This is a genomic window from Clostridioides sp. ES-S-0054-01, assembly GCA_021561035.1.
Taxonomy (GTDB): Bacteria; Bacillota; Clostridia; order Peptostreptococcales; family Peptostreptococcaceae; genus Clostridioides.
The window spans coordinates 3,479,216-3,505,413 of record CP067346.1 but is presented as its reverse complement, the minus strand read 5'-3'; the positions used below and the strand labels follow the sequence as shown (position 1 = coordinate 3,505,413).

General features: G+C 29.4%; 23 protein-coding genes, 1 pseudogene and 1 riboswitch. Of the genes and pseudogenes, 21 read left to right on the top strand and 3 right to left on the bottom strand.

Annotated features, from left to right (window positions below):
* The first annotated feature begins 90 nt into the window (after window positions 1-90).
* The gene (locus tag JJC02_15995) at window positions 91-1,389 is read left to right on the top strand and encodes a bifunctional folylpolyglutamate synthase/dihydrofolate synthase (protein ID UDN54354.1); all 1,299 of its coding nucleotides are present in this window, start codon (window positions 91-93) and stop codon (window positions 1,387-1,389) included.
* A gap of 118 nt (window positions 1,390-1,507) precedes the next feature.
* On the opposite strand, the gene JJC02_15990 is transcribed toward JJC02_15995, so the two are convergent.
* Complete coding sequence (locus tag JJC02_15990; GenBank protein UDN54353.1) at window positions 1,508-1,753, bottom strand: TIGR03905 family TSCPD domain-containing protein; 246 nt, start codon at window positions 1,751-1,753, stop codon at window positions 1,508-1,510.
* 148 nt (window positions 1,754-1,901) lie between these two features.
* On the opposite strand from JJC02_15990, the gene JJC02_15985 reads away from it, so the two are divergent.
* Window positions 1,902-2,768, top strand: coding sequence for a YncE family protein (locus JJC02_15985; protein UDN54352.1), 867 nt, complete (start codon window positions 1,902-1,904; stop codon window positions 2,766-2,768).
* A 3-nt stretch (window positions 2,769-2,771) separates the two neighbouring features.
* Here JJC02_15985 and JJC02_15980 read toward each other — a convergent pair whose 3' ends face one another.
* Window positions 2,772-3,308: a DUF4364 family protein gene (locus tag JJC02_15980; GenBank protein ID UDN54351.1), complete on the bottom strand. Its 537-nt coding sequence runs from the start codon at window positions 3,306-3,308 to the stop codon at window positions 2,772-2,774.
* A 190-nt stretch (window positions 3,309-3,498) separates the two neighbouring features.
* Window positions 3,499-3,702 carry an alpha/beta-type small acid-soluble spore protein gene (locus JJC02_15975; protein ID UDN54350.1) on the bottom strand — a complete coding sequence of 68 codons (204 nt, stop codon included), beginning with the start codon at window positions 3,700-3,702 and terminating at the stop codon, window positions 3,499-3,501.
* 290 nt (window positions 3,703-3,992) lie between these two features.
* On the opposite strand from JJC02_15975, the gene JJC02_15970 reads away from it, so the two are divergent.
* The 19 genes and pseudogenes from JJC02_15970 (at window position 3,993) to JJC02_15880 (ending at window position 26,162) form a co-directional block, all read left to right on the top strand.
* The gene (locus JJC02_15970) at window positions 3,993-4,757 is read left to right on the top strand and encodes a polysaccharide deacetylase family protein (protein ID UDN54349.1); all 765 of its coding nucleotides are present in this window, start codon (window positions 3,993-3,995) and stop codon (window positions 4,755-4,757) included.
* A 386-nt stretch (window positions 4,758-5,143) separates the two neighbouring features.
* Window positions 5,144-6,457: a proline reductase-associated electron transfer protein PrdC gene (prdC, locus tag JJC02_15965; GenBank protein ID UDN54348.1), complete on the top strand. Its 1,314-nt coding sequence runs from the start codon at window positions 5,144-5,146 to the stop codon at window positions 6,455-6,457.
* A gap of 441 nt (window positions 6,458-6,898) precedes the next feature.
* A riboswitch (cyclic di-GMP riboswitch) is annotated at window positions 6,899-6,984 on the top strand.
* Between the two features lie 589 nt (window positions 6,985-7,573).
* Window positions 7,574-9,601, top strand: coding sequence for a cell surface protein (locus JJC02_15960; protein ID UDN54347.1), 2,028 nt, complete (start codon window positions 7,574-7,576; stop codon window positions 9,599-9,601).
* Between the two features lie 356 nt (window positions 9,602-9,957).
* Complete coding sequence (prdR, locus tag JJC02_15955; GenBank protein UDN54346.1) at window positions 9,958-11,718, top strand: sigma-54 dependent transcriptional regulator PrdR; 1,761 nt, start codon at window positions 9,958-9,960, stop codon at window positions 11,716-11,718.
* Window positions 11,719-12,145: 427 nt separating this feature from the next.
* Complete coding sequence (prdA, locus tag JJC02_15950) at window positions 12,146-14,020, top strand: D-proline reductase (dithiol) proprotein PrdA (GenBank protein ID UDN54345.1); 1,875 nt, start codon at window positions 12,146-12,148, stop codon at window positions 14,018-14,020.
* 80 nt (window positions 14,021-14,100) lie between these two features.
* Entirely contained in the window at window positions 14,101-14,385 is a 285-nt protein-coding gene (locus JJC02_15945; GenBank protein ID UDN54344.1) for a hypothetical protein, read from the top strand.
* A 37-nt stretch (window positions 14,386-14,422) separates the two neighbouring features.
* Window positions 14,423-15,148, top strand: coding sequence for a D-proline reductase (dithiol) protein PrdB (prdB, locus tag JJC02_15940; protein ID UDN54343.1), 726 nt, complete (start codon window positions 14,423-14,425; stop codon window positions 15,146-15,148).
* A 79-nt stretch (window positions 15,149-15,227) separates the two neighbouring features.
* A complete protein-coding gene (gene prdD / locus JJC02_15935) occupies window positions 15,228-15,986 on the top strand; it encodes a proline reductase cluster protein PrdD (GenBank protein UDN54342.1) in 759 nt (252 codons plus the stop codon).
* Window positions 15,987-15,999: 13 nt separating this feature from the next.
* On the top strand, window positions 16,000-16,467 hold the full coding sequence (locus JJC02_15930; protein UDN54341.1) for a proline reductase: 468 nt from the start codon (window positions 16,000-16,002) through the stop codon (window positions 16,465-16,467).
* A gap of 16 nt (window positions 16,468-16,483) precedes the next feature.
* A pseudogene (locus JJC02_15925) lies at window positions 16,484-16,813 on the top strand (proline reductase).
* A gap of 19 nt (window positions 16,814-16,832) precedes the next feature.
* Window positions 16,833-17,840: a proline racemase gene (locus tag JJC02_15920; protein ID UDN54340.1), complete on the top strand. Its 1,008-nt coding sequence runs from the start codon at window positions 16,833-16,835 to the stop codon at window positions 17,838-17,840.
* Between the two features lie 119 nt (window positions 17,841-17,959).
* Window positions 17,960-18,841: a TSUP family transporter gene (locus JJC02_15915; GenBank protein ID UDN54339.1), complete on the top strand. Its 882-nt coding sequence runs from the start codon at window positions 17,960-17,962 to the stop codon at window positions 18,839-18,841.
* A 664-nt stretch (window positions 18,842-19,505) separates the two neighbouring features.
* Entirely contained in the window at window positions 19,506-20,141 is a 636-nt protein-coding gene (locus JJC02_15910) for a single-stranded DNA-binding protein (protein ID UDN54338.1), read from the top strand.
* A gap of 182 nt (window positions 20,142-20,323) precedes the next feature.
* On the top strand, window positions 20,324-20,893 hold the full coding sequence (locus JJC02_15905; GenBank protein UDN54337.1) for a methyltransferase domain-containing protein: 570 nt from the start codon (window positions 20,324-20,326) through the stop codon (window positions 20,891-20,893).
* Window positions 20,894-20,970: 77 nt separating this feature from the next.
* Window positions 20,971-21,108, top strand: coding sequence for a hypothetical protein (locus JJC02_15900; GenBank protein ID UDN54336.1), 138 nt, complete (start codon window positions 20,971-20,973; stop codon window positions 21,106-21,108).
* Window positions 21,105-22,880, top strand: a complete 1,776-nt coding sequence (locus JJC02_15895) for a sigma 54-interacting transcriptional regulator (protein ID UDN54335.1) — start codon at window positions 21,105-21,107, stop codon at window positions 22,878-22,880. Before JJC02_15900 ends, JJC02_15895 begins: the two co-directional genes overlap by 4 nt.
* A 355-nt stretch (window positions 22,881-23,235) precedes the next feature.
* Window positions 23,236-24,543, top strand: coding sequence for a serine dehydratase subunit alpha family protein (locus JJC02_15890; GenBank protein ID UDN54334.1), 1,308 nt, complete (start codon window positions 23,236-23,238; stop codon window positions 24,541-24,543).
* 327 nt (window positions 24,544-24,870) lie between these two features.
* Entirely contained in the window at window positions 24,871-25,410 is a 540-nt protein-coding gene (gene hpt, locus JJC02_15885; GenBank protein UDN54333.1) for a hypoxanthine phosphoribosyltransferase, read from the top strand.
* A gap of 218 nt (window positions 25,411-25,628) precedes the next feature.
* On the top strand, window positions 25,629-26,162 hold the full coding sequence (locus JJC02_15880) for a sigma-70 family RNA polymerase sigma factor (GenBank protein UDN54332.1): 534 nt from the start codon (window positions 25,629-25,631) through the stop codon (window positions 26,160-26,162).
* The last annotated feature ends 36 nt before the right edge of the window (window positions 26,163-26,198 follow it).

Below are 26,198 nucleotides of genomic sequence, written 5' to 3'. Positions count from 1 at the left end.
ATATGTATTCTTTGTCAGTAGATTAAAAGTAAAAAATATACTATAATTAGATAACATAAAAGAAAATGCCAATACAGGGGGAATTAGATAATGAAATATGAAGAAGCATTAGAGTACATATCACAAACTAATAAATTTGGTATAAGATTAGGTCTAGAGAATATCGGAAAATTATTAGAATTATTAGGAAATCCACAAGAAACTTTAAATATAATACATGTAGCTGGAACTAATGGAAAAGGTTCTGTGTGTTCTTTTGTTTCTAATATACTAAGAGAGTGTGGATATAAAGTTGGTTTATATACATCTCCATATTTAGAAACTTTTACTGAGCGTATAAGAGTAAATGGACAAAATATACCACAAGATGATGTTGCTAGGATAATTGATTTAATAAAAGAAAAAATAGAGATTATGGTAAGAGAAGGCTATACATATCCAACAGAGTTTGAAGTAGTTACTGCAATGGCATTTTATTACTATTCAGAACAAAAGGTAGACTTTGTGGCTTTAGAAGTTGGTTTAGGTGGCAGATATGATGCTACAAATATAATAACAAAATCACTTGTAAGTGTGATAGTATCTATAAGCTTGGACCATACAGGTATACTTGGAGATACAATAGAAAAAATAGCATATGAAAAGGCGGGAATAATAAAGGAAAATGGAGTAGTACTAGTATATGACCAGACTGATGAAGCAAAAGATGTTATAAAATCAGTTTGTGAGGAGAAAAAAGCTAAATATATAGAAGTTAATTTTGATGATTTAAATATAAAAAAATCAGATATAAATTCTCAAATATACGATTGTACTGTAATGAAAGAAATTTATAGAGACCTTGAAATAAAGTTGATAGGTGAACATCAAATAAACAATTCTATATTGGCAATTAGCGTAATAAAATATCTAAAAGATATAAATAAATTAGCAAATATAAGTGAAGAATCTATAAGAAAAGGACTTATAACTACTAAATGGCCAGGAAGAATAGAAAAGATAAAAGAAAATCCAATTTTTATAATAGATGGTGCACATAATGAAGATGGAGCAAAATCTTTAGCAAAAGCACTTAATAAAAATTTTAAAGATAGAAAATTGACATTATTAATAGGTATGTTAGAAGATAAGGACATTGATAGTGTTTTAGAGATATTGTTGCCACATTTTAATAAGGTAATAACAACAACACCAAATAACCCAAGAGCCATAAATTCAGATACATTAAGAGAAAAAGTATTAAAATATGTGGATGATGTAACATCAAAACATGAGATAGAAGATGCAGTAAATTATACATTAGAAACATCAAGTAAAGATGATGTTATAATAAGTGCAGGTTCATTATATATGATTGGTGCAGTAAGAACTTTAGTAAATAAATTATAATTTTATAAAACAAATATATAAATATAAATAAAAGTATAAAAAGAGTTGTCTAAAAAATGGACAACTCTTTTTATATAGTAAATTTTTAATAATTTTATTGATGTTTGTATAGTAGTAATTATATAGATTGACGGATTGCTTTAGATAACTGGTCTGGGCAAGAAGTACCTTTTCCACCACAGTCAATACCATTTAATTTATCAGCAACTTCAAGAGCATTTTGACCAATTATTAAGCTTCTAAGTCCTGACAAATTACCATTACATCCCCCTATAAATTCAGCATCAACAATCACATTATTTTCATCAACTTCAAAAATCATTTCTCTACAACAGACACCACTTGGATTAAATGTTACTTTCATTAAGAAGACCTCCATTAAATATTATTTCTTTTTTTAACATTTATAATAATACCAAATATATGCGTAATAATGCAACTATAAAGCATAATACAAGCTAATGAAATAATATATTATTGTAGTATATGTATTGTAGAGAGGAGGGGGTTATATGAAAATCTATATTTCTAACTATCTATCAAAGAGCATTAGCATAGTTGATTATTCTACACTTGAGCTAGAAAAAGAAATAGTATTAGAAGATAATATATATCCACACCATTTTTGCATAGAAAAAGAAAAAAATTTAATATACATACCTAGTTCAAGTAATGGGATACTCTATGTCTTAGATTTAAGTAATGATAAAATAATCGATACTGTTTCTATAGGAGGAAGTCTTAGTCAAGTTGTACTTAGCGATAATGAATTATTTGTAGCAAATGAAGACTCTAATAGTATATATGTACTAGATAAAAACACATTAAATCCAATAGGAATTATTGGTGTTGATAACATGCCACATGGATTTGACTTTGATAGAGAAAGTAAAAAGTTATATGTACCGTGTATAAATTCGATAGTATGTATAGATACAATTAATAAAAATATACAAAAGAAAATAAATATGGACTTTAGAGCATGGCATATAGAACTTGATAAACAAAAGAAAGAAATGTATATATCAACACTTGATGGAAAGCTTATAATAGTTGATGAATTAAGCATGGATATAAAAAAGGTATTATATGAATTCTTATTACCAGTAGAAATAAGATTTAATTATAGTGGCAAAAAAGTTTATGTTGCTGATTTGGGCTATAATAATGTGAGAATTTTAGATTATACAACAAGTAGATACATTGGAAATATTGAGATAAATGGAATTCCTCAGGGATTAGAAATATCTAAAGATGAAAAATTATTATTTGTATCAGATACACAAGAAAATTCAGTGAAAGTTTATGAAACTGCAAATAACAAATTAATAAAAGAAATCAAGGTAGGAAAAGAGCCTACAACTATAGTTTGTTTGTAGGCTTTAATGTATGTCTCTTATAAGCAAGTCGATAACTTCGGCATACATATAAGATGCATTATTTTTCCAGTTATTGCAAATAAGCTTTGCTTGTTTCTCTGATGAAACATTTAGATTTAAATCTATTAAGTTAGACTGATTTTCTATGACTCTAAGGTTGACAATAAATTCATTATCACTTTGTTTTACGAAACTAGACTTTACTTGAGTATCTGCTAGTAAATTTTCTTTGTTAGAATCTATATACTTGTCTATTTTTTCAGTAACACTAGTAGGTATTCGATTAAAGAAGTATTCTAGACTTTCTACGCCTCTTTGAGTAAGAGCATAATATTCTCTGTCAGAGTCTTTATATGTAGTCAAAAACTTAGATTCCATAAGCTGAGATAAAAGCTGTTGTAATGAAAAATAGTTCATCATTTCAGTCTCTAATACTACTTGAGTTATTTGAGAATTAGTTAAATCCATTTTAATTTTTTCTAATATATATAAAATTAAAAGTTTGTGATACGCTAATTCTTCAGACGAGTTTTCAAACATAAATATCATCCTCCGTCAAACTATTTCTATATATAATATATTAAACTAATTTATACAAAATTAAAAGAACAATTTGTATAGTATTATTAATCTTTAACAATTAATATAAAAACAATTTTATAAATAAATACAGAGAAACAGGGCTGCTAATTAGCAGCCCTGTTGATACCCAGGTGTCAAAATTTACTATTTATTTTCCAGCCATTTGTCTTTCAGCCATTTCAACTAATTTCTTAGTCATATATCCACCAACATATCCATTTTCTCTAGCTGTTAAGTTACCTTTGTCTATGTTTTCATAGTTAGATAAACCTATTTCATTAGCTATTTCTAATTTCATTTGGTTTAAAGCAGCTTTTGCTTCTGGAACTACTGTTCTGTTTGAATTTGACATAGTAAATTTCCTCCTCAAATAATTAGTTTATGATGTCTAACAACACTTTTATTTATGTGATGTTAATACTAATTTCTCCAAAATAAAAATAATATATACAGAAAAATAAAGGTAAAAATGTAAAAAATATAAAAAAATTAAATAAACGAGTATTTTAGGGAGTTTAATTAGGTTAATATAGGCTTTATTTTTTTAGTTGTTGTCTTATAAATTAAATATTACAGTACTTTTTTGAGCTGAAAAAAAATAAATTTTAAATATAGAAGAAATTATTTAAAAGGGGGAATAGCATGAAAAGAGAAGTTAAAAGAACTAAAGCTTTGATATATAGTGTTTTATTTTTTTCATTATTATTAGTATTGATATTTGTTTTTGTTTATGGGATAAAATACGTATGCTCTAAATCTGATAATTCAAAAATGCCTATATATAAAGTTGATACAAATGAGAAAAAAATAGCTTTGAGTTTTGATGTAGCATGGGGAACTGATAATATGGATGATATTTTAAAAATTTTAGATAAACATAATGTAAAAGCTACCTTTTTTCTAGTTGGTAGTTGGGTGGATGATAATGAAGAAATTGTAAAAGCTATAGATGAAAAAGGACATGAAATTGGAAATCATTCGAATACCCATGCCAATTTGAAAGAAATATCAAAAGAAGACATAACAAAAGAAATAGAAACTACATCAGAAAAAATATATAATATAACAGGGAAAAAGACTACTTTATTTAGACCTCCTTTTGGAGATGTAAACAATAAAGCTATGGACATTTGTAGTGATTTAGGTTATAAAGTAATTAAGTGGGATGTAGATTCGATAGACTGGAAGGAGCTTGGTCCAAATCACGTAATTGAAAAAGTAATAAAAGAATCTGAACCTGGCTCAATAGTCTTATTTCATGCTAATATAAACGATGTAGATAACTATTTGGATACTATAATAAGTCGACTAAAAAAAGATGGATACAGTCTAGTAAAAATGTCCGACTTATTGTATAAAGATAATTACATAGTTGATTCCAAAGGAGTGCAGAAACTTAAGAATTAGTAAGTAATAAATGTATATTTTAAGTAAAGTTGTGGTAAATTATATAGTATATGTTAGAAAAGTGTCGATAAAAAGACGGTGTCTATTTTTTGACACTTTTTATGCATGTATGCAATATCAATAATTATAGATTAAATTGATTAGAAAAGTGTCTAATAATTGACTTTTTTTGATGGCTTTAAAAATTTAGAAGAATTAATAAATGCTGTAAGACAGTATTTCCAAAGGGTATAAGTTTGTTTAAAAGTTGGCATAGAAATTGCTTTGTTAATAAACGATATGTTCTATAGAAATAAACAATATGTTAAGACCTTATAATAGAAAAATAGCATTAACATTATTTGAACAGCTTATAAAAAATTAATATACTTAAGGGGGCGTACTAGTTGAACAAACTATATTCTATTTTATTAAAACAACACGTTGGTGGTTCAGATAAACCAGTAGTAAGTGTTGGAGATGTAGTAAAAAAAGGAACTCTAATTGCAGAACCAACTGGATTAGGGGCAAATATTTATGCCAGTGTTAGTGGAAAAATAAGTGAAATAAATGACCAAGCTATAGTAATTGAAGCTGATGAAGTACAAGAAGATACTTTTGAACCATTAAAAGGAGAAGGTATACTTGACTTAATTAAAGAAGCTGGAATCGTAGGAATGGGTGGAGCAGGATTCCCTACTCATGTAAAATTAAACATAGATTTAAATGGTGGAACAATATTAGCAAATGCAGCTGAATGTGAACCTTTATTAGCTCATAATATAAAAGAAATAGAAGAAAGACCAGAAATAGTTTATCAAGGTATAAAATATGCTATGGAAGTTACTAATGCTGGAAAAGGTATGCTAGCAATAAAAAGCAAACATCCAAAAGCAATAGAAGCTTTCAAAAAAGTAATAAAGCCAGGAGACAACATAGAAGTTGCAGAACTAGTTGATATGTACCCAATGGGAGAAGAGAGAGCAATAGTAAGAGACGTTCTAGGAAAATTACTTGAGCCAACTCAATTACCTTCAGAGGCTAATGCAGTAGTAATAAATGTAGAAACATTAACTAGAATAGTAGAGGCTGTTGAGCAAAAAAGACCAGTTATATCTAAAAATATAACTGTAGTTGGTCAATTAAACAGTGGAAAAGAATCTATAGTATTTGAAGATGTGCCAATTGGAACTACTGTTGGAGAATTAATTGAAAGAGCGGGTGGAATAAAAGGTGAATATGGTGAGATAATCTTAGGAGGACCTTTCACTGGTAAAGCTACTACTTTAGATACTCCAATAACTAAAACTAGTGGTGGTATAATAGTTACTATGCCATTTGTTAATGAAAAGAGAAAAATGGGTCTTTTAGTCTGTGCATGTGGACCTAACGAAGAGAGAATGAGAGACATAGCAACTAAAATGGGTGTTACTGATATAGTATCAGTTCAAAAATGTAAACAAGCTCAAGAAATTAAAGGTGCATTAAAATGCGAAAATCCAGGACACTGTCCAGGACAAGCTCAAAAATGTATAGAGTTTAAGAAAGCTGGAGCAGAAGTTATATTAATAGGAAACTGTACTGACTGTAGTAATACAGTAATGGGATCTGCACCAAAATTAAAATTAGGTGTATATCATATTACTGACCATGTAATGAGAACAGTTAATCACCCATTAATAAGAAGAATAAAAGGTGACGTAAGATTAAAAATAAAATAATTAATTAATGTAAAATCATATAATAAAAACATCTTTAGAAGTGAGTCTTAAAAATTACTTCTGAGGATGTTTTTTTATGTAATATATAAGTTGAATTTATAAAATATGTAAATGAAATGGAAAAAATAGACAAAAATTAATCTATATTGTATAATAATGACAATAGCTATTAAAATTATATCAGACAAAAATAGTAAAGCTCAAGTATGTGATTTGTGTTGACATATATAAATTAAATTTAGTTAACTATCCAATAGAGTAAAAGTTTTTGTGTTATTTAAAGATACTCCATGGTATCTTTTTTAGTATAGAAACGAATTTTTGTCTCATATTAGAAAAATTATTTTGAAATATTAGTTTGTATTTTAATACATTCATAAAAAGTGCACTTAAAGAGTTAAAGCATTGAACAAAATATTAAAAAAATAAAAATTACAAAAACCTATTTATAGAAACTTTGAAGTATATCTTAAATTTGGGCACTTAAGGGATATATGGAGTTAGTAGTGCAACCTGCTATAAATATAAATAGGAGTAACTTTTAATTATCAAAAATATATAAACAGATACAATAAAGTACATAAATCATAGTAAATATAAATAAATATAAAATATATTTTTGAAATAGCTCCCTACATTCATAAAGAGTGTAGAGTGGCAGAACATCTGCCCAAAACTCCTTTAATTGCTGGAAGTTCCTAAAGCTAACTAAACCACAACATAATCATGAAATAAGGATAGATGTGATAGAGTGTATATTTGATAGATACTTGATGGTTACGAAAGTAGAAAAAATTAGTTAGATAGCATAAGGTTAAATCCTAAGTGCCTTAAAAATGGATAATCAGCAGGTAAGCTTCGAAAAGAAGAAACTTCAACGACTAGAGAGAAATCTCGTACCTACAAGTGTGGGGAAATGGGGAGTACTTAATTATTAGGTAATGATATAGTCTGTGCTTAATAGAAATATTAAGAAGTTCATTAGAGAACTGGTTAGGATTAACGACCCTAATTGAACACGCTAAAGATGTATTGTGGAATCAAATCTATACAAGAATATAATATTTTGAATTATATTAGATAGATACAATATATATTTTTAGTATCAGGAGAATTTTGAAAGTAAAAATTAAAAAATCAAGCATAATTAGTTTAGCCATCGCTTTTAGTATGGTATTTGCTACGTTTACGCCAATAGTATCTTACGCTGCTGAAATGAAGGATAAAGATGTAGTTCTTGATGGTGAGAAGCCATCAGAGGGACAAACTCCAGAAGGAGAACAACCATCAGAGGGACAAACTCCAGAAGGAGAACAACCATCAGAGGGACAAACTCCAGAAGGAGAGCAACCATCAGAGGGACAAACTCCAGAAGGAGAGCAACCATCAGAGGGACAAACTCCAGAAGGGGAACAACCATCAGAGGGACAAACTCCAGAAGGGGAACAATCATCAGAGGGACAAACTCCGGAAGGGGAACAACCATCAGAGGGGCAAACTCCAGAGGGACAACAGCCTTTAGAAGAACAAACTCCAGAAGAAGAATTAGTAGTAGAAGAAATGAACTTAAAGCAAAATATTGAGAAAATTCTTGATATGACTTTATCTCAGATAACTAAAATTGTATATAATTTTTGGGAAGATGAAGAATCTGTAAAAACAGATGAACAATCAGAAATTAATGAGGTACTTACTTCAAAAGATGGAAATATTAGCCTTTGGGATGATAAAAATTCAAAAGTAAAGAATAGTTGTTTATTAAAAGAAACAGATGGTTCAAATAGACCTTATTTTGATATAAGATTTGATAATATTACAAAAACCTTAACTTTTGATTATGTAATAGAAGGTCTTATAGGTGCAAGCCGTAAGGATGGTAAATATGTTATAGAAGGTGAAGATGGAGACCAAACTGCATTTTGTTATAATAATAATCTAAAAGCTCCAACCAGTGATAGTAAGAGTCCATATTTACCAGCAGAAGATTTTAATGGTCAAGAAAATAAAAATGAAGATGCAATTAAATCTATACTATATGCAGGTTCTGAGTTTGATGGATTTGGATATAAGCAACAATTTAATTTAGGTGGAAAAGAACATGAATTTATGACTCATTCTGCTACTCAAGATGCAATTTGGATTATGCTTGGACAAAGGAATGAGCAAGAAAGACTTAAGCTATATCAAACTAATATAAATAGTTATGATAGATATATAGCTAATGCAAAAACAGAGGAAGAAAAAGCTAAATATCAAAAACAGAAAGAAATATTAATAAATACAAAAGCTTATTTAGAAGCATTATTAGACGCAGGTCGTAAAGAATTAAAGCCAAATGATACAGGAAAACCTAGTCTGAGCAATTCTTCAACTGATATTAAATTTGACAAAAACCAAGATGGTACTTACGAAACAGAAGCTGTGGCTCTAGTGGGCTATAGTGGTGTAGTTAAGTTAAAATTGCCAGACGGAGTAACTGCTTATGATGAAAATGGAAATGTAATAGGTACAGGCGAAGTAGAAATTTCAACACAAAAAAAGTTTAAACTTAAGAGTATTAATAAGCCCGATGTAAAAGCTAATATATCTGCTGTATCTTATGATTATATTTTCCCAAAAGCTATTCAATATTTTAAGGCAGTTTTTGATTTGGGAGGTAAAGACCATTCATCTTTATTACCAGCTAGTAAGCAAAATTTATTGAGTTATACAATAGATCAAAAGAATGGTGAAGAAGTTAATTTCAGTATAGGTGTACCAACTGATGGAGAACCAGATGTAAATCCACCAGTGCCACCATCAGGAGGAGGAGACTCAAATGGACATAAGCCATCACCACCAACAGATGACACAGTGATAAATCCACCAGTGCCACCAGCAGATGATACTGTGATAAATCCACCAGTGCCACCAACAGATGATAATGTGATAAATCCACCAGTGCCACCAACAGATGATACTGTGGTAAATCCACCAGTACCACCAACAGATGATACTGTAATAAACCCACCAGTACCACCAACAGATGATACTGTGGTAAAATCACCAAAAACAGGTGACGAAACTCAAATAATGTCATATCTATTTATTGGCATAATTGCAATTTGTGGATTAGGGTATCATTGTAAAAGAGTAAAAAATTAATCTAGATTATTATTTATTAAGTTTAAAAATACATTGTCTCAAATTGATTTAAAAATCGTTTTGAGACATTTTTTTTTGCGTAAGTATAACTTATTTTAAAGTGTACACTAACTGTTTTATGAATAGAAAAATGATTTGAAGGTGAAAATAGTATTGAAAAAGTAATGTACTAAGTATATAATTCATTTGATTTTATTTGTATGAATTAAAAGTCAATTTTAGTGATTATACAAATTTAGATATTAATCTCTTAAGAAATTTTAATATTAATTATTCAATAAATTATTATTATAATATGCTAGAATAAATATATGTAAATAAGTTTTGATGAGGTACTACTATAAAGGGGGGACTTTATGTTTTCGATACCAGAAGTAAAAAAAGTAGAAGAAGTAATGGATACAAAATTTACAACTATAGACGAAGACACAAGAATTGAAGATGCAATAAAAGAAATGATAAAAAGCAATACAAAAACTCTAATGGTAATAGATTCATCTGGTGAATTAAAAGGTATTATATCTATGACAGATATACATAATCTTTATGAGATGCATAAAAAGTATGAAGGCCAGCCAGTAAAACTTATAATGAAAAAGGATGTAATATATGTCAGCGAAGGTTTAACCTTAGATGAGTGTAGAGATATAATGATATTGAAAAATATAGGAATTCTTCCTGTTCTTAGAAACAATAAAATTATTGGTGTCTTAAAACAAGAACATATTAGAGATTATCTATATATGCACTTAGAAGACTATGGATTGACTTTGAAATATATTATAGGTCAAATTAAAGAAGGAATTTGTGCTATAAATAACGAAGGTGTTGTTATCTTGTGGAATAAGTTTATGGAGGAAAGGTATGATATAAAGTCTGAAGACATCGTTGGACGACCTATGAATGAATTTTTGGAAAATACTATTTCAGAAAAAGTGCTAAATAGCAAAGTTGGAATGAGTGACTTGTATTTTACGGATAAAAAAGAAAATATGTATGCGTTAGTCCATGCAAATCCTATATTTTATAAGGAAGAATTTATTGGTGTTGTATGTACAGAAGTTGATGTTACAGAAGCTAAGATACTAGCTCTTGAGCTTGAAAAAGTAAATGATACATTAAAATATCTAAAGAACGAAGTTAAGAATTTATCTAAAGGTAGTTTTGACAAGATTTTAGGTAAAAGCTATAAATTAGAAAAATCGAAAGCGATTGCAAAACAAGTATCTAGAACAAATAGTAGTATATTTATCTGGGGTGAAAGTGGTACAGGTAAAGAAGTATTTGCAAGAGCTATTCATGATTATAGTGAGAGAAAAGGTCAATTTATACCTGTTAACTGTAGCGCCATACCAAATGAGTTATTTGAAAGTGAGTTTTTTGGGTATGAATCAGGTGCATTTACTGGAGCAAGTAAAAAAGGTCGAATAGGTATATTTGAACTTGCAAAAGATGGAACTGTATTTTTAGATGAAATTGCTGATTTACCTCTTAGCATGCAGGCTAAATTGCTTAGAGTATTACAAGAAAAAGAAATAAGAAGAGTTGGTGGAGATACTACAATAAAAATAAATCCTAGGATAATATCAGCGACCAATAAAGATTTAGGGAAAATGGTAAAGGCAGAAAAATTTAGAGAAGATTTATACTATAGATTAAATGTTGTGGAGATAAAGATTCCTCCACTTAGAGAGAGAAAAGAGGATATAGGATTATTGGTTCATAGCTTTTTAGAAGAGATATGCAAACAAAATAATAAACCTGTTCTTAAAATTAGCAAAGATGTAATAGATATATTTCAAAATTATAGATGGAAAGGTAATATTAGAGAATTAAAAAATACAATTGAAAATATTGTTGTATTGTCCCAAAATTCTAAAATAGATGTGGACGATGTACCAAGTTATATGATAGAGTCTACAAATAATAGTGCTGAAGAAGAAGAGTATCCTTTAGATTTGACTAAAGCAACTCAAAAAATTGAGATAAAGAATATAACGAAGGCACTTAAAATGTCTAATGGGAATAAGGCTAAAGCAGCTAAGATATTAAATATACCAAGAACAACATTATATTATAAGATAGACCAATACAAGATAGATGTGTCTAAAATATGACACATGACTAAATTTTGACAAAATGATAAACTTTAATTTAAAACCTAGTAAAACCAATGCTTATAAAAGGGTTATGTATATGGGTATATTAAAAAAAATAAAAAAGTGTTGATTAATTGACACTTTTTTGTTTGAGAAAATGTTTACAAATACAAAAAATAACATATTTTAAATAAATATTTATAGAATATTTGGCTAAAAATAGCGATAGATAAAGAATTTATTATAGAAAAAATCTTTTTGTTAATAAGTTGGCATAGGAATTGCTTATAAATATAAAGTGACTTTAAGTGAGAAAAAATAATATTAATCATAAGAAATTACGTAGGTTTTAATTTACTTAATTTCTCAGTTAAGGGGTTTCCTATTGAGGAGTTGAGATTTAAAATAATAAATAAGAAAATAATGTAAGGAGGTATTTTATACTATGTCAATAACTTTAGAAACAGCTCAAGCCCATGCAAATGACCCAGCAGTTTGTTGTTGTAGATTTGAAGCGGGAACAATTATAGCGCCAGAAAACTTAGAAGATCCAGCAATATTTGCAGACTTAGAGGATTCTGGATTATTAACAATACCAGAAAATGGATTAACTATAGGTCAAGTACTAGGAGCTAAGTTAAAAGAAACTTTAGATGCTCTTTCTCCAATGACTACAGATAACGTAGAAGGATACAAAGCAGGAGAAGCTAAAAAAGAAGTAGTAGAAGAAACAGTAGTAGAAGCAGTATCAGAGGCAGCAGTAGTTCCAGTAAGCACAGGAGTTGTAGGTGAAACAGTTAAAATACACATAGGTGAAGGTAAGAACATAAGCTTAGAGATACCTTTATCAGTAGCTGGTCAAGCAGGAGTTACTGCTCCAGTAGCAAACGTTGCTGCTCCAGTGACAAGTGCATCAGAAGAAGTAACTCCAAAAGTTGGAGAAAAGAAACTTTTAAGAAGCTTAACTAAAAAACATTTTAAAATAGATAAAGTTGAATTTGCTGATGAGACTAAAATAGAAGGAACTACTTTATACATCAGAAATGCAGAAGAAATATGTAAAGAAGCTAATGAAACTCAAGAGTTAGTTGTAGATATGAAGTTAGAAATAATAACTCCTGATAAATATGAAACTTACAGTGAAGCTGTATTAGATATACAACCAATCGCTACTAAAGAAGAAGGCGAATTAGGTTCAGGTATAACAAGAGTTATAGATGGAGCTGTAATGGTATTAACTGGTACAGATGAAGATGGAGTTCAAATAGGTGAATTCGGTTCTTCAGAGGGTGAGTTAAATACCACTATAATGTGGGGTAGACCAGGTGCTGCTGATAAAGGTGAAATATTCATCAAAGGTCAAGTAACAATAAAAGCAGGAACTAACATGGAAAGACCAGGACCTCTAGCTGCTCACCGTGCATTTGACTATATAACTCAAGAAATAAGAGAAGCATTAAAGAAAGTTGACAACTCTTTAGTAGTTGATGAAGAAGTAATAGAGCAATACAGAAGAGAAGGTAAAAAGAAAGTTGTTGTTATAAAAGAAATAATGGGACAAGGTGCAATGCATGATAACCTAATATTACCAGTTGAGCCAGTTGGTACATTAGGAGCTCAACCAAACGTTGACTTAGGAAACATGCCAGTTGTATTATCTCCACTTGAAGTATTAGATGGTGGTATCCATGCATTAACTTGTATAGGACCTGCATCAAAAGAAATGTCAAGACATTACTGGAGAGAGCCATTAGTAATAAGAGCTATGGAAGATGAAGAAATAGATTTAGTAGGTGTTGTATTTGTTGGTTCTCCACAAGTAAATGCTGAGAAATTCTATGTATCTAAGAGATTAGGTATGTTAGTTGAAGCTATGGAAGTTGATGGAGCTGTAGTAACTACTGAAGGTTTCGGAAACAACCATATAGATTTCGCATCTCACATAGAACAAATAGGTATGAGAGGTATACCGGTAGTTGGTGTAAGTTTCTCAGCTGTTCAAGGTGCTTTAGTTGTTGGTAATAAATACATGACTCACATGGTAGACAACAATAAATCTAAGCAAGGTATAGAGAATGAAATATTATCTAACAATACTTTAGCTCCAGAAGATGCAGTTAGAATAATGGCTATGCTTAAAAATGCTATAGCAGGTGTAGAAGTTAAAGCTCCTGAAAGAAAATGGAATCCAAATGTTAAATTAAATAACATAGAGGCTATAGAAAAAGTTACAGGAGAAAAAATAGTATTAGAAGAGAATGAGCAATCTCTACCAATGAGTAAGAAAAGAAGAGAAATATACGAAAAAGACGAAAACTAAAATTTAGATAACAACTAAGATTTAGATAATAACATAAATTTAGATCCAAGTTTAAAACAGTATAGAGAGGTAGAATTATAATGGATAGGTTAAAATATATCTCATCAGAGACTTTTTATGAAGGTATTATAGTTGACATCAAAGGTGGTGGAGTGACTATAGACCTAAAAGGTAGACTTGGACAATTTAAAATACCTAATAGAATGCTTATAACTGACTACGAACTTAAGATAGGTCAAGAAGTTGGATTCATGCTAAGCTATCCTGAGGTATTAAGTCCAGAGCCTAATCAAGAGTATGTAGAAAATATTAGGAGAGAAAAAGAAAAACAAGCAGAAATGCAATCAAAGCAAGAAGAAAAATAATAAATAATCGTTTGAAAATAGAAGGGAGAGGAAATATATGAGCCTTACAACAGTACAAGGACTTCAATCTGAAATATTCGTTCCAATAACACCTCCTCCAGTTTGGACTCCTGTAACTAAAGAATTAAAAGATATGACTATAGCTTTAGCTACAGCAGCTGGTGTTCATTTAAAATCTGATAAGAGATTCAATCTAGCAGGAGATACTTCATTTAGAGCTATACCTAATACAGCTACAGTTGATGAAATGATGGTATCACATGGTGGATATGACAATGGAGATGTAAACAAAGATATAAACTGTATGTTCCCTATAGATAGATTACATGAATTAGCTGCAGAAGGGTTTATCAAAGGAGTAGCTCCTATGCACTATGCATTCATGGGTGGTGGAGGAAACCAACATGTCTTCACTGAAGAAACTGGTCCTGCTATCGCTGCTAAACTTAAGGAAGAGGGAGTAGACGGTGTAGTTATGACAGCTGGCTGAGGTACTTGCCATAGAACTGCCGTGATCGTGCAGAGAGCAATAGAGGAAGCTGGAATACCTACAATAATAATCGCAGCTCTTCCTCCAGTAGTTAGACAAAACGGAACTCCTAGAGCAGTTGCTCCATTAGTTCCAATGGGTGCTAATGCTGGTGAACCACATAACATAGAAATGCAAACACATATATTAAGAGATACATTAGAGCAATTAGTTGCAATACCATCTGCTGGTAAGATAGTTCCATTACCATACGAATATAAAGCTCACGTTTAAAATGTAATTTATATTTGAAAATATAGAACCCTTCTTCTACACAGTTAGGAGAGGGGTTTTAAGAACAAAGGTGGATATTATGGAAGAAAAAATAATGAGAAGACTTGTTATAAAACCGTTTCATATGAATGAAGTTAATTTCGGTTCAAAAACTTCTATAAAGAAAGATGTACTTACAATAAATTTATCAAGTATAAATGAAATAAAAGAAAGAGAAGAGTTAATAACAGACATAAAAGTAGATATTATAAAACCTGGAGATTATGACAGAGAAATTAATACTATTATGGACATTATACCAATATCAACTAAAGTTTTAGGCAGATTGGGAGAGGGAATTACACATACTTTAACTGGTGTATATGTAATGTTAACTGGTGCAGATGAAGATGGAAATCAAATGCATGAATTTGGTTCTTCAGAAGGTATTTTGAGAGAACAAATGGTATTTGGGAGATATGGAACTCCATCAGTTGAAGATTATATAATTCATGTAGATGTAACTCTAAAGGGAGGCTTACCTTTTGAAAGAGCGCTTCCACTTGCAGCATTTAGAGCATGTGATGATTTTATACAAGAAATAAGAACGTCTTTGAAAATGGAAGACGGAAGAAATGCAACTCAAGCTCGTGAATATTTTGACAAAATTCGACCAAATGCAAAAAAGGTTGTCATAGTGAAACAAATAGCAGGTCAAGGTGCTATGTATGACAATCAGTTATTCTCAAAGGAACCTAGTGGATTTGAAGGAGGAAAATCAATTATAGATATGGGAAACGTACCTATGATTATATCTCCTAATGAATACAGAGATGGTGCCCTTAGAGCTATGACTTAAGAGAGGTGATATTATGGGAATAGGACCTTCAACAAAAGAAACATCTCTTCATCACTTTAGAGACCCACTTTTAGACATAGTTGAAAGTGATAAGGATGTAGATTTACTTGGAGTAATAGTAGTAGGAACTCCAGATGGAAATGAAAATAAAACTTTTGTGGGACAAAGAACGGCTGCTTGGCTGGAAGCCATGAGAGTAGATGGAGCTATAGTTTCATCAGATGGTTGGGGAAACTCACATGTTGACTACGCTAACACATTTGAGGAAATAGGAAAAAGAGATATACCTGTAGTTGGAGTGACGTTTAATGGTACTCAAGCTAAGTTTGTTGTAAGCAATCAATATATGGATACCATAGTTGATATGAACAAATCAAAAGAAGGTATTGAGACAGAAGTTGTTGGAGAAAACAACACAAATGAAATAGATGCTAAGAAAGCTTTGGCATTTTTAAAACTTAAAATGAGAAAACAAGGATAATGATTCTGACATAGACTTAGCAACTAAACTTGGAAGATGGATTGAATCATTTCTACCTGATGGAGTGATTATAACTTTAGATATAGCAGGAAACCAGCATATTGATTTTATAAATGTTATAGCAGAGTTTGTAAAATCAGATATACCTACAGTAGGTCTTACTATTATGGGAGCAGATGGACTAGTAATTACCAATCCACATTTGGATAAAGCTATCATAATTGATTATAAAAAGACAACAGGCTACATAGAAACAGAAGTAGTTGGAGACAATCACATGGATGAAGCTAATGTTAAAAAATCATTGGCTTTCCTAAAATTAAAAATGCGTAAAGACGCAAAATAAACCTAAGGGGGAATTTGATATGAAATTTAGCAGAAGTATACAAGCTATAGACTCTCATACAGCAGGTGAAGCAACTAGAATAGTTGTAGGTGGAATACCTAACATAAAAGGAAATTCTATGCCTGAAAAAAAAGCATATTTAGAAGAAAATCTAGATTATTTAAGAACTGCTATAATGTTAGAGCCAAGAGGACATAATGATATGTTTGGTTCTGTAATGACTCAACCTTGTTGTCCAGATGCTGACTTTGGAATAATCTTCATGGACGGTGGCGGATACCTTAATATGTGTGGCCATGGTACAATAGGAGCTATGACAGCAGCTATAGAAACAGGTGTAGTTCCAACAGTAGAGCCTGTAACTCATGTAGTTATGGAAGCTCCAGCAGGAATAATAAGAGGAGACGTTACAGTTGTAGATGGAAAAGCTAAAGAAGTATCATTCTTAAACGTACCAGCTTTCTTATATAAAGAAGGTGTTGAAGTTGACTTACCAGGTGTTGGAACTGTTAAATTTGACATATCATTTGGTGGAAGCTTCTTTGCTATAATACATGCAAGTCAATTAGGTTTAAAAATAGAACCTCAAAATGCGGGTAAATTAACTGAACTAGCAATGAAACTTAGAGATATAATAAACGAGAAAATAGAAATACAACATCCAACTTTAGCTCACATAAAAACTGTAGACTTAGTTGAAATATATGATGAGCCAACTCATCCAGAAGCTACTTACAAAAATGTAGTTATATTTGGTCAGGGTCAAGTTGACAGATCTCCATGTGGAACTGGAACAAGTGCTAAACTAGCTACTTTACATGCTAAAGGTGAATTAAAAGTGGGAGAAAAATTCGTATATGAAAGTATATTAGGAACTTTATTCAAAGGTGAAATAGTTGAAGAAACTAAAGTTGCAGATTTTAATGCTGTAGTACCTAAAATAACTGGTTCTGCTTATATAACTGGATTTAATCACTTTGTAATAGATGAAGAAGATCCACTTAAACATGGATTTATTCTTAAATAAGTAATAAATAAATTGGGAAATTAAAATAGAATAGTAGTCACTTATCGGCTACTATTCTATAGCTTTTAGGCTATAAGATTCAGAATATATGAAAAAGTGAAAAAATAGGAGGACAGATTATGGTAGCAATCTTAAAGGCATTATACGTAGTATTCGCAGCAATCTTTGCAGTTGTGTTTGGTAAAGACGTAGCTAAGGCAAACAAAGAGGGGAAACTAGAAGAACAAAGTACTCCAAAAGTTGCTGTAACAGGATTTATAACAGACTTCTTTGATACATTAGGAATAGGCTCATTTGCTCCAACAATAGCAATGTCAAAAGCTTTAAAATTAAATATACCAGATAAAAAAATGCCTGGTACATTAAACGTAGCACATACTATTCCAGTTGTTACAGAAGCATTCATATTTACGTCAATTATACCAGTTGATGGTGGTACTCTAGTATCTATGGTTGTAGCAGCAGCTGTTGGTTCATACATAGGTGCAGGAATAATAGCTAAGATGGACGAGAGAAAAATACAACTTGTTATGGGTGTAACTCTAGCATTAACAGCAGTATTAATGTTATTAGGTCATCCTTGGATTAACTTATTACCAGGTGGAGGAAATGAATTAGGTCTTACTGATATTAAATTAGTAATAGGTGTAGTAGGAAACTTTATACTAGGAGCTTTAATGACAGCTGGTATAGGTCTATATGCTCCAGGTATGGCAATGGTTTATTTCTTAGGAATGTCTGCAAAAGTTGCATTCCCAATAGTTATGGGTTCTTGTGCATTATTGATGCCAGTTGCAAGTATGAAATTCATAAAAGAAGATGCATATACTAAAAAAGCATCAGTTATAATAGCTATATGTGGTTTAATAGGAGTTTTTGTAGCTGCATATATAGTAAAAACTTTACCAATGAATATATTAAAAGCATTAGTAATAATTGTTATAGCTTACACTTCTGCTACAATGATAATGGCTGCAAATAAAAACAAAAAGGTTGCTTAATTAAAGACTACTTAGTGTTTATTAAGTATTACAACTAATAACAAGAATTACAAACTGTTTTAAAATATTTAATTAGTATTTTAGGGCAGTTTTTATTTATTTAATTATAAAGCAATTAACATGCCAATTATATAATACATATAGCAATTTAGTAGATTTAATGTAAAAATTGTTGCATTTCCAAAGATTAAAGTACAATTTAAAGCTAAATATTTAAATTTTATAATCAATAAGTTTAATAAATATTCATATATTAATACAGATTAATAAAAATATGAGTTATTATAAGTCTTATATAACTTATAATTGAGGAAAATAAGTTTATAATGACTTGATATTTATCTGAATTGTTTGAATAAAATTAATTCGTTGAAATTGATTATATTATAGTAGTTAAATTTAAGTTATATATGACTTAATAATTTTGTAATAAGAATTTTATAATTAATTCAACACTGAAATAGATAGCTTAATTAGTATATATGGCATAAAAATATAATAATTGTATCATTATAAAAGTAAAAGATTAAATAAAATTTATAACTAAATAAAAACTTTTAAACAGCAATCAAAGATTTGTAATAAAATACATCCCTTATAAATATATTTATTATATAAGCTGATACCAGAAATATAAGAATTAACAATTGTGGAGGGATAAAATATGATAGCTGTTAAAGATGAGAATAATGTAGTAAACTTAAGAGGGGAGTTAGACAATAAGCTAGAATTTAGCCATGAGATATTTGGAGAAAAATTTTATAATATGAAAATAAAAATAAATAGACTAAGCGATTCTTTTGATATACTTCCAATGACTGTATCAGAAAGACTTCTCCAAGATATTGACCTTGATAAACAAAATTTAGTCAATGTCGTAGGTCAATTAAGATCATATAATAAAACATTAAATAATAAAAATAGATTAGTGCTTACAGTGTTTGTCAGAGAAATAAAAAGTATGGACGAGGAAAATAAAGATCCTAATAGTATATTTTTAGATGGATATGTGTGTAAGGAACCTGTGTATAGGAAGACACCTTTAGGGAGAGAAATAACCGATTTATTAGTTGCTATAAACAGACCTTATAACAAATCTGATTATATCCCATCAATAGTTTGGGGGAGAAATGCTAAATTTGCAAAGAATCTAAATGTTGGTGATAGAATACAGCTTTGGGGTAGAGTTCAAAGTAGAGAATATGAGAAAAAAATAGATGAAAATAATGTCGTTAAAAAAATGGCATATGAAGTATCCATATCGAAAATAAAAAAATTGGATGAAAATAACAATGAATAAACATAAAAATAGACTGCTTTTTATGAATAAAATACTAATAAATTTGGTATAATATCATATTAAAATGTATAAAGATTGTTTAAAAAAATACTAATGAAATATCTCTTGAATAGTTGCTCGCCATTTATTATAATGTAATCTGTACATAATTTATAATTGAGGAAATGAAGAGGTGAAGCATTGTGAAAAGCATATTATGTCAGATAAATAAACAGCCGGTTAAAGCTAAATATACATCTGATGAATTAGAATGTTTTTTGGATACAATTGAGTATAATGTAGGTGATAAAATATTGCTTGTTGGTCATATAGGAAACCTAGGCAAGAGATTGAGAGGTCTTGGGACTTCTGTAACTATACTGGAGAATAGTAACTATGAAGATGTCTGTTATTCTTTAGTGTATAATGAAAATTGCAATGTAGTTAAAGGTAAGTTAGAGTTTCTACCATTTGATGATAATCAGTTCAACAAGATAATAATAGTTGACCAATTTAATGTTATTACAGATTGTGAAAAAGCTTCATCTGAAATACAAAGAGTATTAAAGGGCAATGGAGAGGTTATATTAGAGGATTTAAATTTAAAAAATTTAAAAGTTAAGTTAAACTATCTTAAACATAAGTTTTGTGGTTCTGTTGCAAAGATTCACTATCCACATGAAGTATTCAATATATTTTCAAGATTAAACTTTGATGGTATGATTAAAGAGTCAAATAAATTAAAATATATTTATGTGGGAAAAAGAAGATAAATGAGTTAAAATATAAATATGGATATAATATAAAAGACTAGGTTAAGCCTAGTCTTTTATTATAAGGAGATGTTTAAATGGAAATAAATTATGAATTAATAATAATTGTTATGCTCTTTGTAATCCTAATGTCAATACAATTTACTTTAAATAAGATATACTTGATTCTTAAAGAAATAAGACAAATACTTATGTTAAAGAAAAATAAGGAATGATGATTATGATAGGTTTAGAATATATAAAATCGGATATTCAAAATATAGCTGAGGCTATAGTATCAGTACTCAATATAGATGTAACTATAGTAAATAAGGAGTTATTTAGGATTGCAGGTACAGGAATATATGTGGATAAAATAGGTGAGAAAGTAGATAAATATACGGCTTTTAAAAAATCACTTACAGAACAGATTACAATACTAATTGATGACCCAAAGAGTAGTGATATATGTAAAGAATGCTATAAGAATGGCGATTGTGTAGAGTTTGCAGAGGTATGTTGTCCTATTATATGTGATGGAGATTCTCATGGTGTTATAGGTCTTATAGCCTTTACAAAAGAGCAAGCACAGATTATAGAAAATAATAAAAATGGTCTTATAAACTTTTTAGGAAAGATGGCAGATTTAATATCTAATAAGCTAAAAGCTCAAATTAAGACATATGAATTGGAGTTAGAAAAGAAAAAACTAGAGACTTTATTAAATAATATGGATAAAGCTGTTGTGTCTATTGATGTGGATGGTAAGATTGATAAGTATAATTCAAAATTTAAAGAACTTTTTAATATAAAAGATAATATAACTGGCAAAAACATATTTGTCGAATTAGATTTTATAAAGAAGCCTTCTATAAATAATTTTAAGAAGGACAAATCATGTAGCTTTTTTTACAAGAGATACGGATATGACTCAAAGGGCATATATAACATAAACAAAATAGTGCTAAAAAATGAATTAAAAGGATATGTTATTGACTTTATAGATAAAAGAGAGGCTATAAAAAACTACAATAAGATGAATAAAGATTATAAGATAAAATTGGAAAACATAATTGGAGAAAGTGTAGCTATAAGAAATTCTAAAAAAGAAGCCTTAATAGCTTCTAAATCAACATCAACAGTACTTATTACTGGGGAGAGTGGAACGGGTAAAGAGCTCTTTGCAAGAGCTATACACAACCATAGTAATAGGGTAGATAATCCTTTTATAGCTGTAAACTGTGCAGCGATACCAGATAATTTATTAGAGAGTGAATTATTTGGATATGAAGAGGGTGCTTTTACTGGAGCTAAAAAAGGTGGAAAGCTTGGAATGTTTGAAGTAGCACATAAAGGAAGTATATTTTTAGATGAAATAGGAGATATGAGTTTGCATTTACAATCAAAATTATTGAGGGTATTACAAGAAAAAGAACTTAATAAAATTGGAAGTAAATCAAATGTTTTGATAGATGTAAGAATTATCGCTGCTACAAATAAAGATTTAGAAAAAATGGTTCAAAATGGTACCTTTAGAGAAGATTTATATTATAGACTAAATGTTATACCTATAAAATTACCAAGTCTAAGAGAAAGAAAAGAAGATATACCACTTATAATCAAGCATATGGTTAAGGAGTATTCAAAAAAATTAGATAAAAATGTTATCGATATAGATAGCATGGTTGTTGATGCTATGATTGAATATAAGTGGCCAGGTAATATAAGAGAACTACAGAATATTATTGAATATAGTGTGAATATGTCTTCATCTCCAATAATTACAATGAATGTAATTCCTCGAAAAATTAAGAATACATTTGTAGAGGAGTTAGAAGTTAAAAGTGACAGGATAATTCCACTTGATGAACTAGAGAAAATCGAGATAATAAAAGCTTTAAATAAATACAAAGATTATAAAAAAGATAAAGAATTAACAGCTAAAGCACTTGGAATATCAAGAGCTACATTATATAGAAAGATTGAAAAATACAATATAATTTCATAGTAATATAAGAGCATAATAAAAAAATATATAAAATTTAAATAGTAGTAGTCTATAAAAAACAGTATGTGTGAATCGTCTCAAAATGATATAGAATCTCATTTTGAGATTTTTTTTTGTCTTTTTGCGAAATTGTCGCATATTTCCCCATTTTAAAAAATATAAAACCTCTATCCAAATAAAAAAAATATATAAATAAAACCAGTCGTCCCAATAATTATAGAATATCAAATTAAAAATATGAACAGAAATAAGAAATATGGCATGTATTTTGCTATAAATATAGATGAAGATAAGAAATTATTTAAAAGAATTATTTAAGTACTAAATCTAAACTTAATTGGGAGGTTTATATATAATGAGAGATATAAGAAAAGAATTAGTAGAAATGTTAAAGGCAGAAGTTAAGCCAGCAGTAGGATGTACTGAACCAGTAGCTTTAGCTTTAGCATGTGCAAAGGCAAAGGAATTATTAGGAGAAGAAATAGTTGAAAATTGTATGTTAGTTAGTCCTAGTATCTATAAAAATGGTATGTGCGTAGGTATACCAGGTACTGAAAGATTAGGACTAAAAATAGCAGCAGCTCTAGGTATAGTAGGTGGACATTCTGAAAACGGATTAAGTGTTTTAGAGACCCTAACAAAAGAAGAAGTTAAAATAGCTGAGGATTATATGGATAATACTCCTCTATCAATAACTCCTGCTGATACAAGAGAGAAAGTGTTTATAGAAGTTGTGTTAAAAGGAGAAAATCATGTTGCTAAAGTTAGAATAAGAACTAAGCATGATAATTTTACGTTCTTAGAAAAAGATGGAGAAGTATTATTAGACAATGAACCAAAAGTATCAGTTTCAAATGATGCAACAGAAAAAGCTGAGAGCTTAATGGATACTGTAACTATACAAGAATTAATAAAAAATGTAGAAGGCATTGATTTTAAAGATATAGAATTTTTACTAGATGGGGTAAAAATGAATGAAGAAATGGCTGAATATGGATTAAAGCAAAAAACTGGTATTGGTGTAGGATACGGAATTAAAAAGTCTATGGAAGAAGGTCTTTTAGGTAATGATGTTATAAATTATGCAATGATGTTAACTGCTGGAGCTTCAGATGCAAGAATGGCAGGGGTAAAAATGCCTGTTATGAGTTCAAATGGAAGTGGAAACCATGGATTAACAGCAATTCTTCCAATCGTTGCTTACAATAAAAAGTTTCCACAATCTGATGAAAGACTAGCAAAAGCTTTAGCTATATCTCATTTAGTAACTGGTTATATTAAGAACTATACAGGAAGATTATCTGCTGTATGTGGATGTGGTGTTGCTGCATCTACTGGAGCAACTGCTGGTATCTCGTGGCTTATGAATGGTACTGAAAAGCAAATAGAAGGGGCTATAGAAAATATGATAGCTGACTTAAGTGGAATGATATGTGATGGTGCAAAAGCTGGTTGTGCATTAAAATTATCTTCTGCTGCATCTGCGGCTATACAAAGTGCCATAATAGCTAAGCAAGATTGTTTTGTACCACCACTAAATGGTATAGTTGGTTCAAGTGTTGAGCAAAGTATACAAAACTTAGGTAGAGTAAGTGATAAAGGTATGTCTATAACAGATGAGATAATCCTAAATGTAATGAATGATATGAATAAAGTTGACTAGTATTTTAAAATATATTTTGTAGTATGAGGTATAACAAAAATAGCATAAATAAATTTAATTAGTACCATCTAATAAAATACGATTATGTATAAGTTTATGTATAATAGAAAAAACTTGTTAGTGCAAGTTTTTTCTTTTTTTGTCTAAAATATATAGTATGTAATTTAGTATGAATATATTGACTACTTAAAATATAAGATACATTGTTAATAATTGTTGAATGAAATTAAAAACTCAATAATATTGGCTAATATTGAATAAGAGTATTGAAAAAGTGAGCAATCTCTTATAAAATTAAGAAGGATTATTACAATTGGAGGTCTTTTTATGGATATAGAAACAAAAAAATGGGAAGTGTTGTATTCAGAAGAAAAAATTAAAGATAAATTAAAAGAATTAGGAGCAATTATAGAAAAAGATTATAAAGATAAAAATCTTATGGTGGTTTCTCTATTAAAAGGTAGCTTTATATTTTGTGCAGACTTAGTTAGAAATATAAATTTACCACTTAGAGTTAATTTTATGACTACATCTAGTTATGGAAACAGTGAAGAAAGTACTGGAAAGGTTAAAGTGGTTTCAGATGTGACTACTGATATAGAAGGATATGATGTGTTAGTTGTAGATGATATTACTGATTCTGCACTTACTATGGATTTTGTATTAAAACATTTAAAATCTAAAAACCCAGCTAGTTTAAAATGCTGTGTTCTTTTGGACAAACCAAGCAGAAGAAAAGTCGATTTAATACCAGATTATTGTGGATTTGAGATAGAGGATAAGTTTGTGGTTGGATATGGATTTGATTTTGGTGATTACTATAGAAATGTTCCTTATATATTTAATGTTACAGATGAAGATAGATAAGCAATTATATAATTTTGTGTATGCCTTAATATGATTTTTATTAATCGTGTTGAGGTTTTTTTATTTAAAAAGAAATCTAAAGTAGGATTAGTTTAATTTTATACAGATTAACTGGTTTTATTTTTATAATTTAATAAAAAAATTTTAAATAATTGATAGGAAATAAGATTTTTAATTGTATTAGTAATTGTAAAGGCTTTTACAAAGGAGGTATTAACTTGGAAGATAAACTGATAATCAAAAATATAAAAAAACAAAAAGAAAAAGGAATGGAAATGCTTATTGATGAGTATGGGAGTTTTATAACATCTATAGTCAGAAGAACCCTTGCTAATGCTAGGATTTATGAAGAAGAATGTATAGACGATGTACTTTTATCAATATGGAATAACATAGAAAAATTTGATAGTGAAAAAAATTCTTTTAAAAACTGGATAGGTTCTATTTCTAAGTACAGAGCAATTAATTATAGAAAAAAGTATGCAAATAGCAATGTCTATTTAGATTCAGAAGCTAAAGAAATAATCTATATAGACAAGGACTTAGATAAAAGGGAAATTGAAGAAGAAGTAGATAATCTTATAAGTACATTAAGTTATAAAGATGCAGAGCTTTTTAGAAAGTATTATTTAGAAGATGTATCTCTAAAAGACATAGCTGTGCAAAATGAAACTACTGTTGAGAATCTACATAATAGACTCTCAAGAGGGAGGAAAAAAATGAGACTTAGTTTAAGTAAGAAGAAAGCCTAAGTATAGAATTAAAAATAGTAAATGGTTTAAATATAG

Excerpts from the sequence above, each read along its gene's own strand:
- JJC02_15995 (UDN54354.1), top strand. The coding sequence starts at position 91 with ATGAAATATGAAGAAGCATTAGAGTACATATCACAAACTAATAAATTT.
- JJC02_15990 (UDN54353.1), bottom strand. The coding sequence starts at position 1,753 with ATGAAAGTAACATTTAATCCAAGTGGTGTCTGTTGTAGAGAAATGATT.
- JJC02_15985 (UDN54352.1), top strand. The coding sequence starts at position 1,902 with ATGAAAATCTATATTTCTAACTATCTATCAAAGAGCATTAGCATAGTT.
- JJC02_15980 (UDN54351.1), bottom strand. The coding sequence starts at position 3,308 with ATGTTTGAAAACTCGTCTGAAGAATTAGCGTATCACAAACTTTTAATT.
- JJC02_15975 (UDN54350.1), bottom strand. The coding sequence starts at position 3,702 with ATGTCAAATTCAAACAGAACAGTAGTTCCAGAAGCAAAAGCTGCTTTA.
- JJC02_15970 (UDN54349.1), top strand. The coding sequence starts at position 3,993 with ATGAAAAGAGAAGTTAAAAGAACTAAAGCTTTGATATATAGTGTTTTA.
- prdR (UDN54346.1), top strand. The coding sequence starts at position 9,958 with ATGTTTTCGATACCAGAAGTAAAAAAAGTAGAAGAAGTAATGGATACA.
- prdA (UDN54345.1), top strand. The coding sequence starts at position 12,146 with ATGTCAATAACTTTAGAAACAGCTCAAGCCCATGCAAATGACCCAGCA.
- JJC02_15945 (UDN54344.1), top strand. The coding sequence starts at position 14,101 with ATGGATAGGTTAAAATATATCTCATCAGAGACTTTTTATGAAGGTATT.
- prdD (UDN54342.1), top strand. The coding sequence starts at position 15,228 with ATGGAAGAAAAAATAATGAGAAGACTTGTTATAAAACCGTTTCATATG.
- JJC02_15930 (UDN54341.1), top strand. The coding sequence starts at position 16,000 with ATGGGAATAGGACCTTCAACAAAAGAAACATCTCTTCATCACTTTAGA.
- JJC02_15920 (UDN54340.1), top strand. The coding sequence starts at position 16,833 with ATGAAATTTAGCAGAAGTATACAAGCTATAGACTCTCATACAGCAGGT.
- JJC02_15915 (UDN54339.1), top strand. The coding sequence starts at position 17,960 with ATGGTAGCAATCTTAAAGGCATTATACGTAGTATTCGCAGCAATCTTT.
- JJC02_15910 (UDN54338.1), top strand. The coding sequence starts at position 19,506 with ATGATAGCTGTTAAAGATGAGAATAATGTAGTAAACTTAAGAGGGGAG.
- JJC02_15900 (UDN54336.1), top strand. The coding sequence starts at position 20,971 with ATGGAAATAAATTATGAATTAATAATAATTGTTATGCTCTTTGTAATC.
- JJC02_15895 (UDN54335.1), top strand. The coding sequence starts at position 21,105 with ATGATGATTATGATAGGTTTAGAATATATAAAATCGGATATTCAAAAT.
- JJC02_15890 (UDN54334.1), top strand. The coding sequence starts at position 23,236 with ATGAGAGATATAAGAAAAGAATTAGTAGAAATGTTAAAGGCAGAAGTT.
- hpt (UDN54333.1), top strand. The coding sequence starts at position 24,871 with ATGGATATAGAAACAAAAAAATGGGAAGTGTTGTATTCAGAAGAAAAA.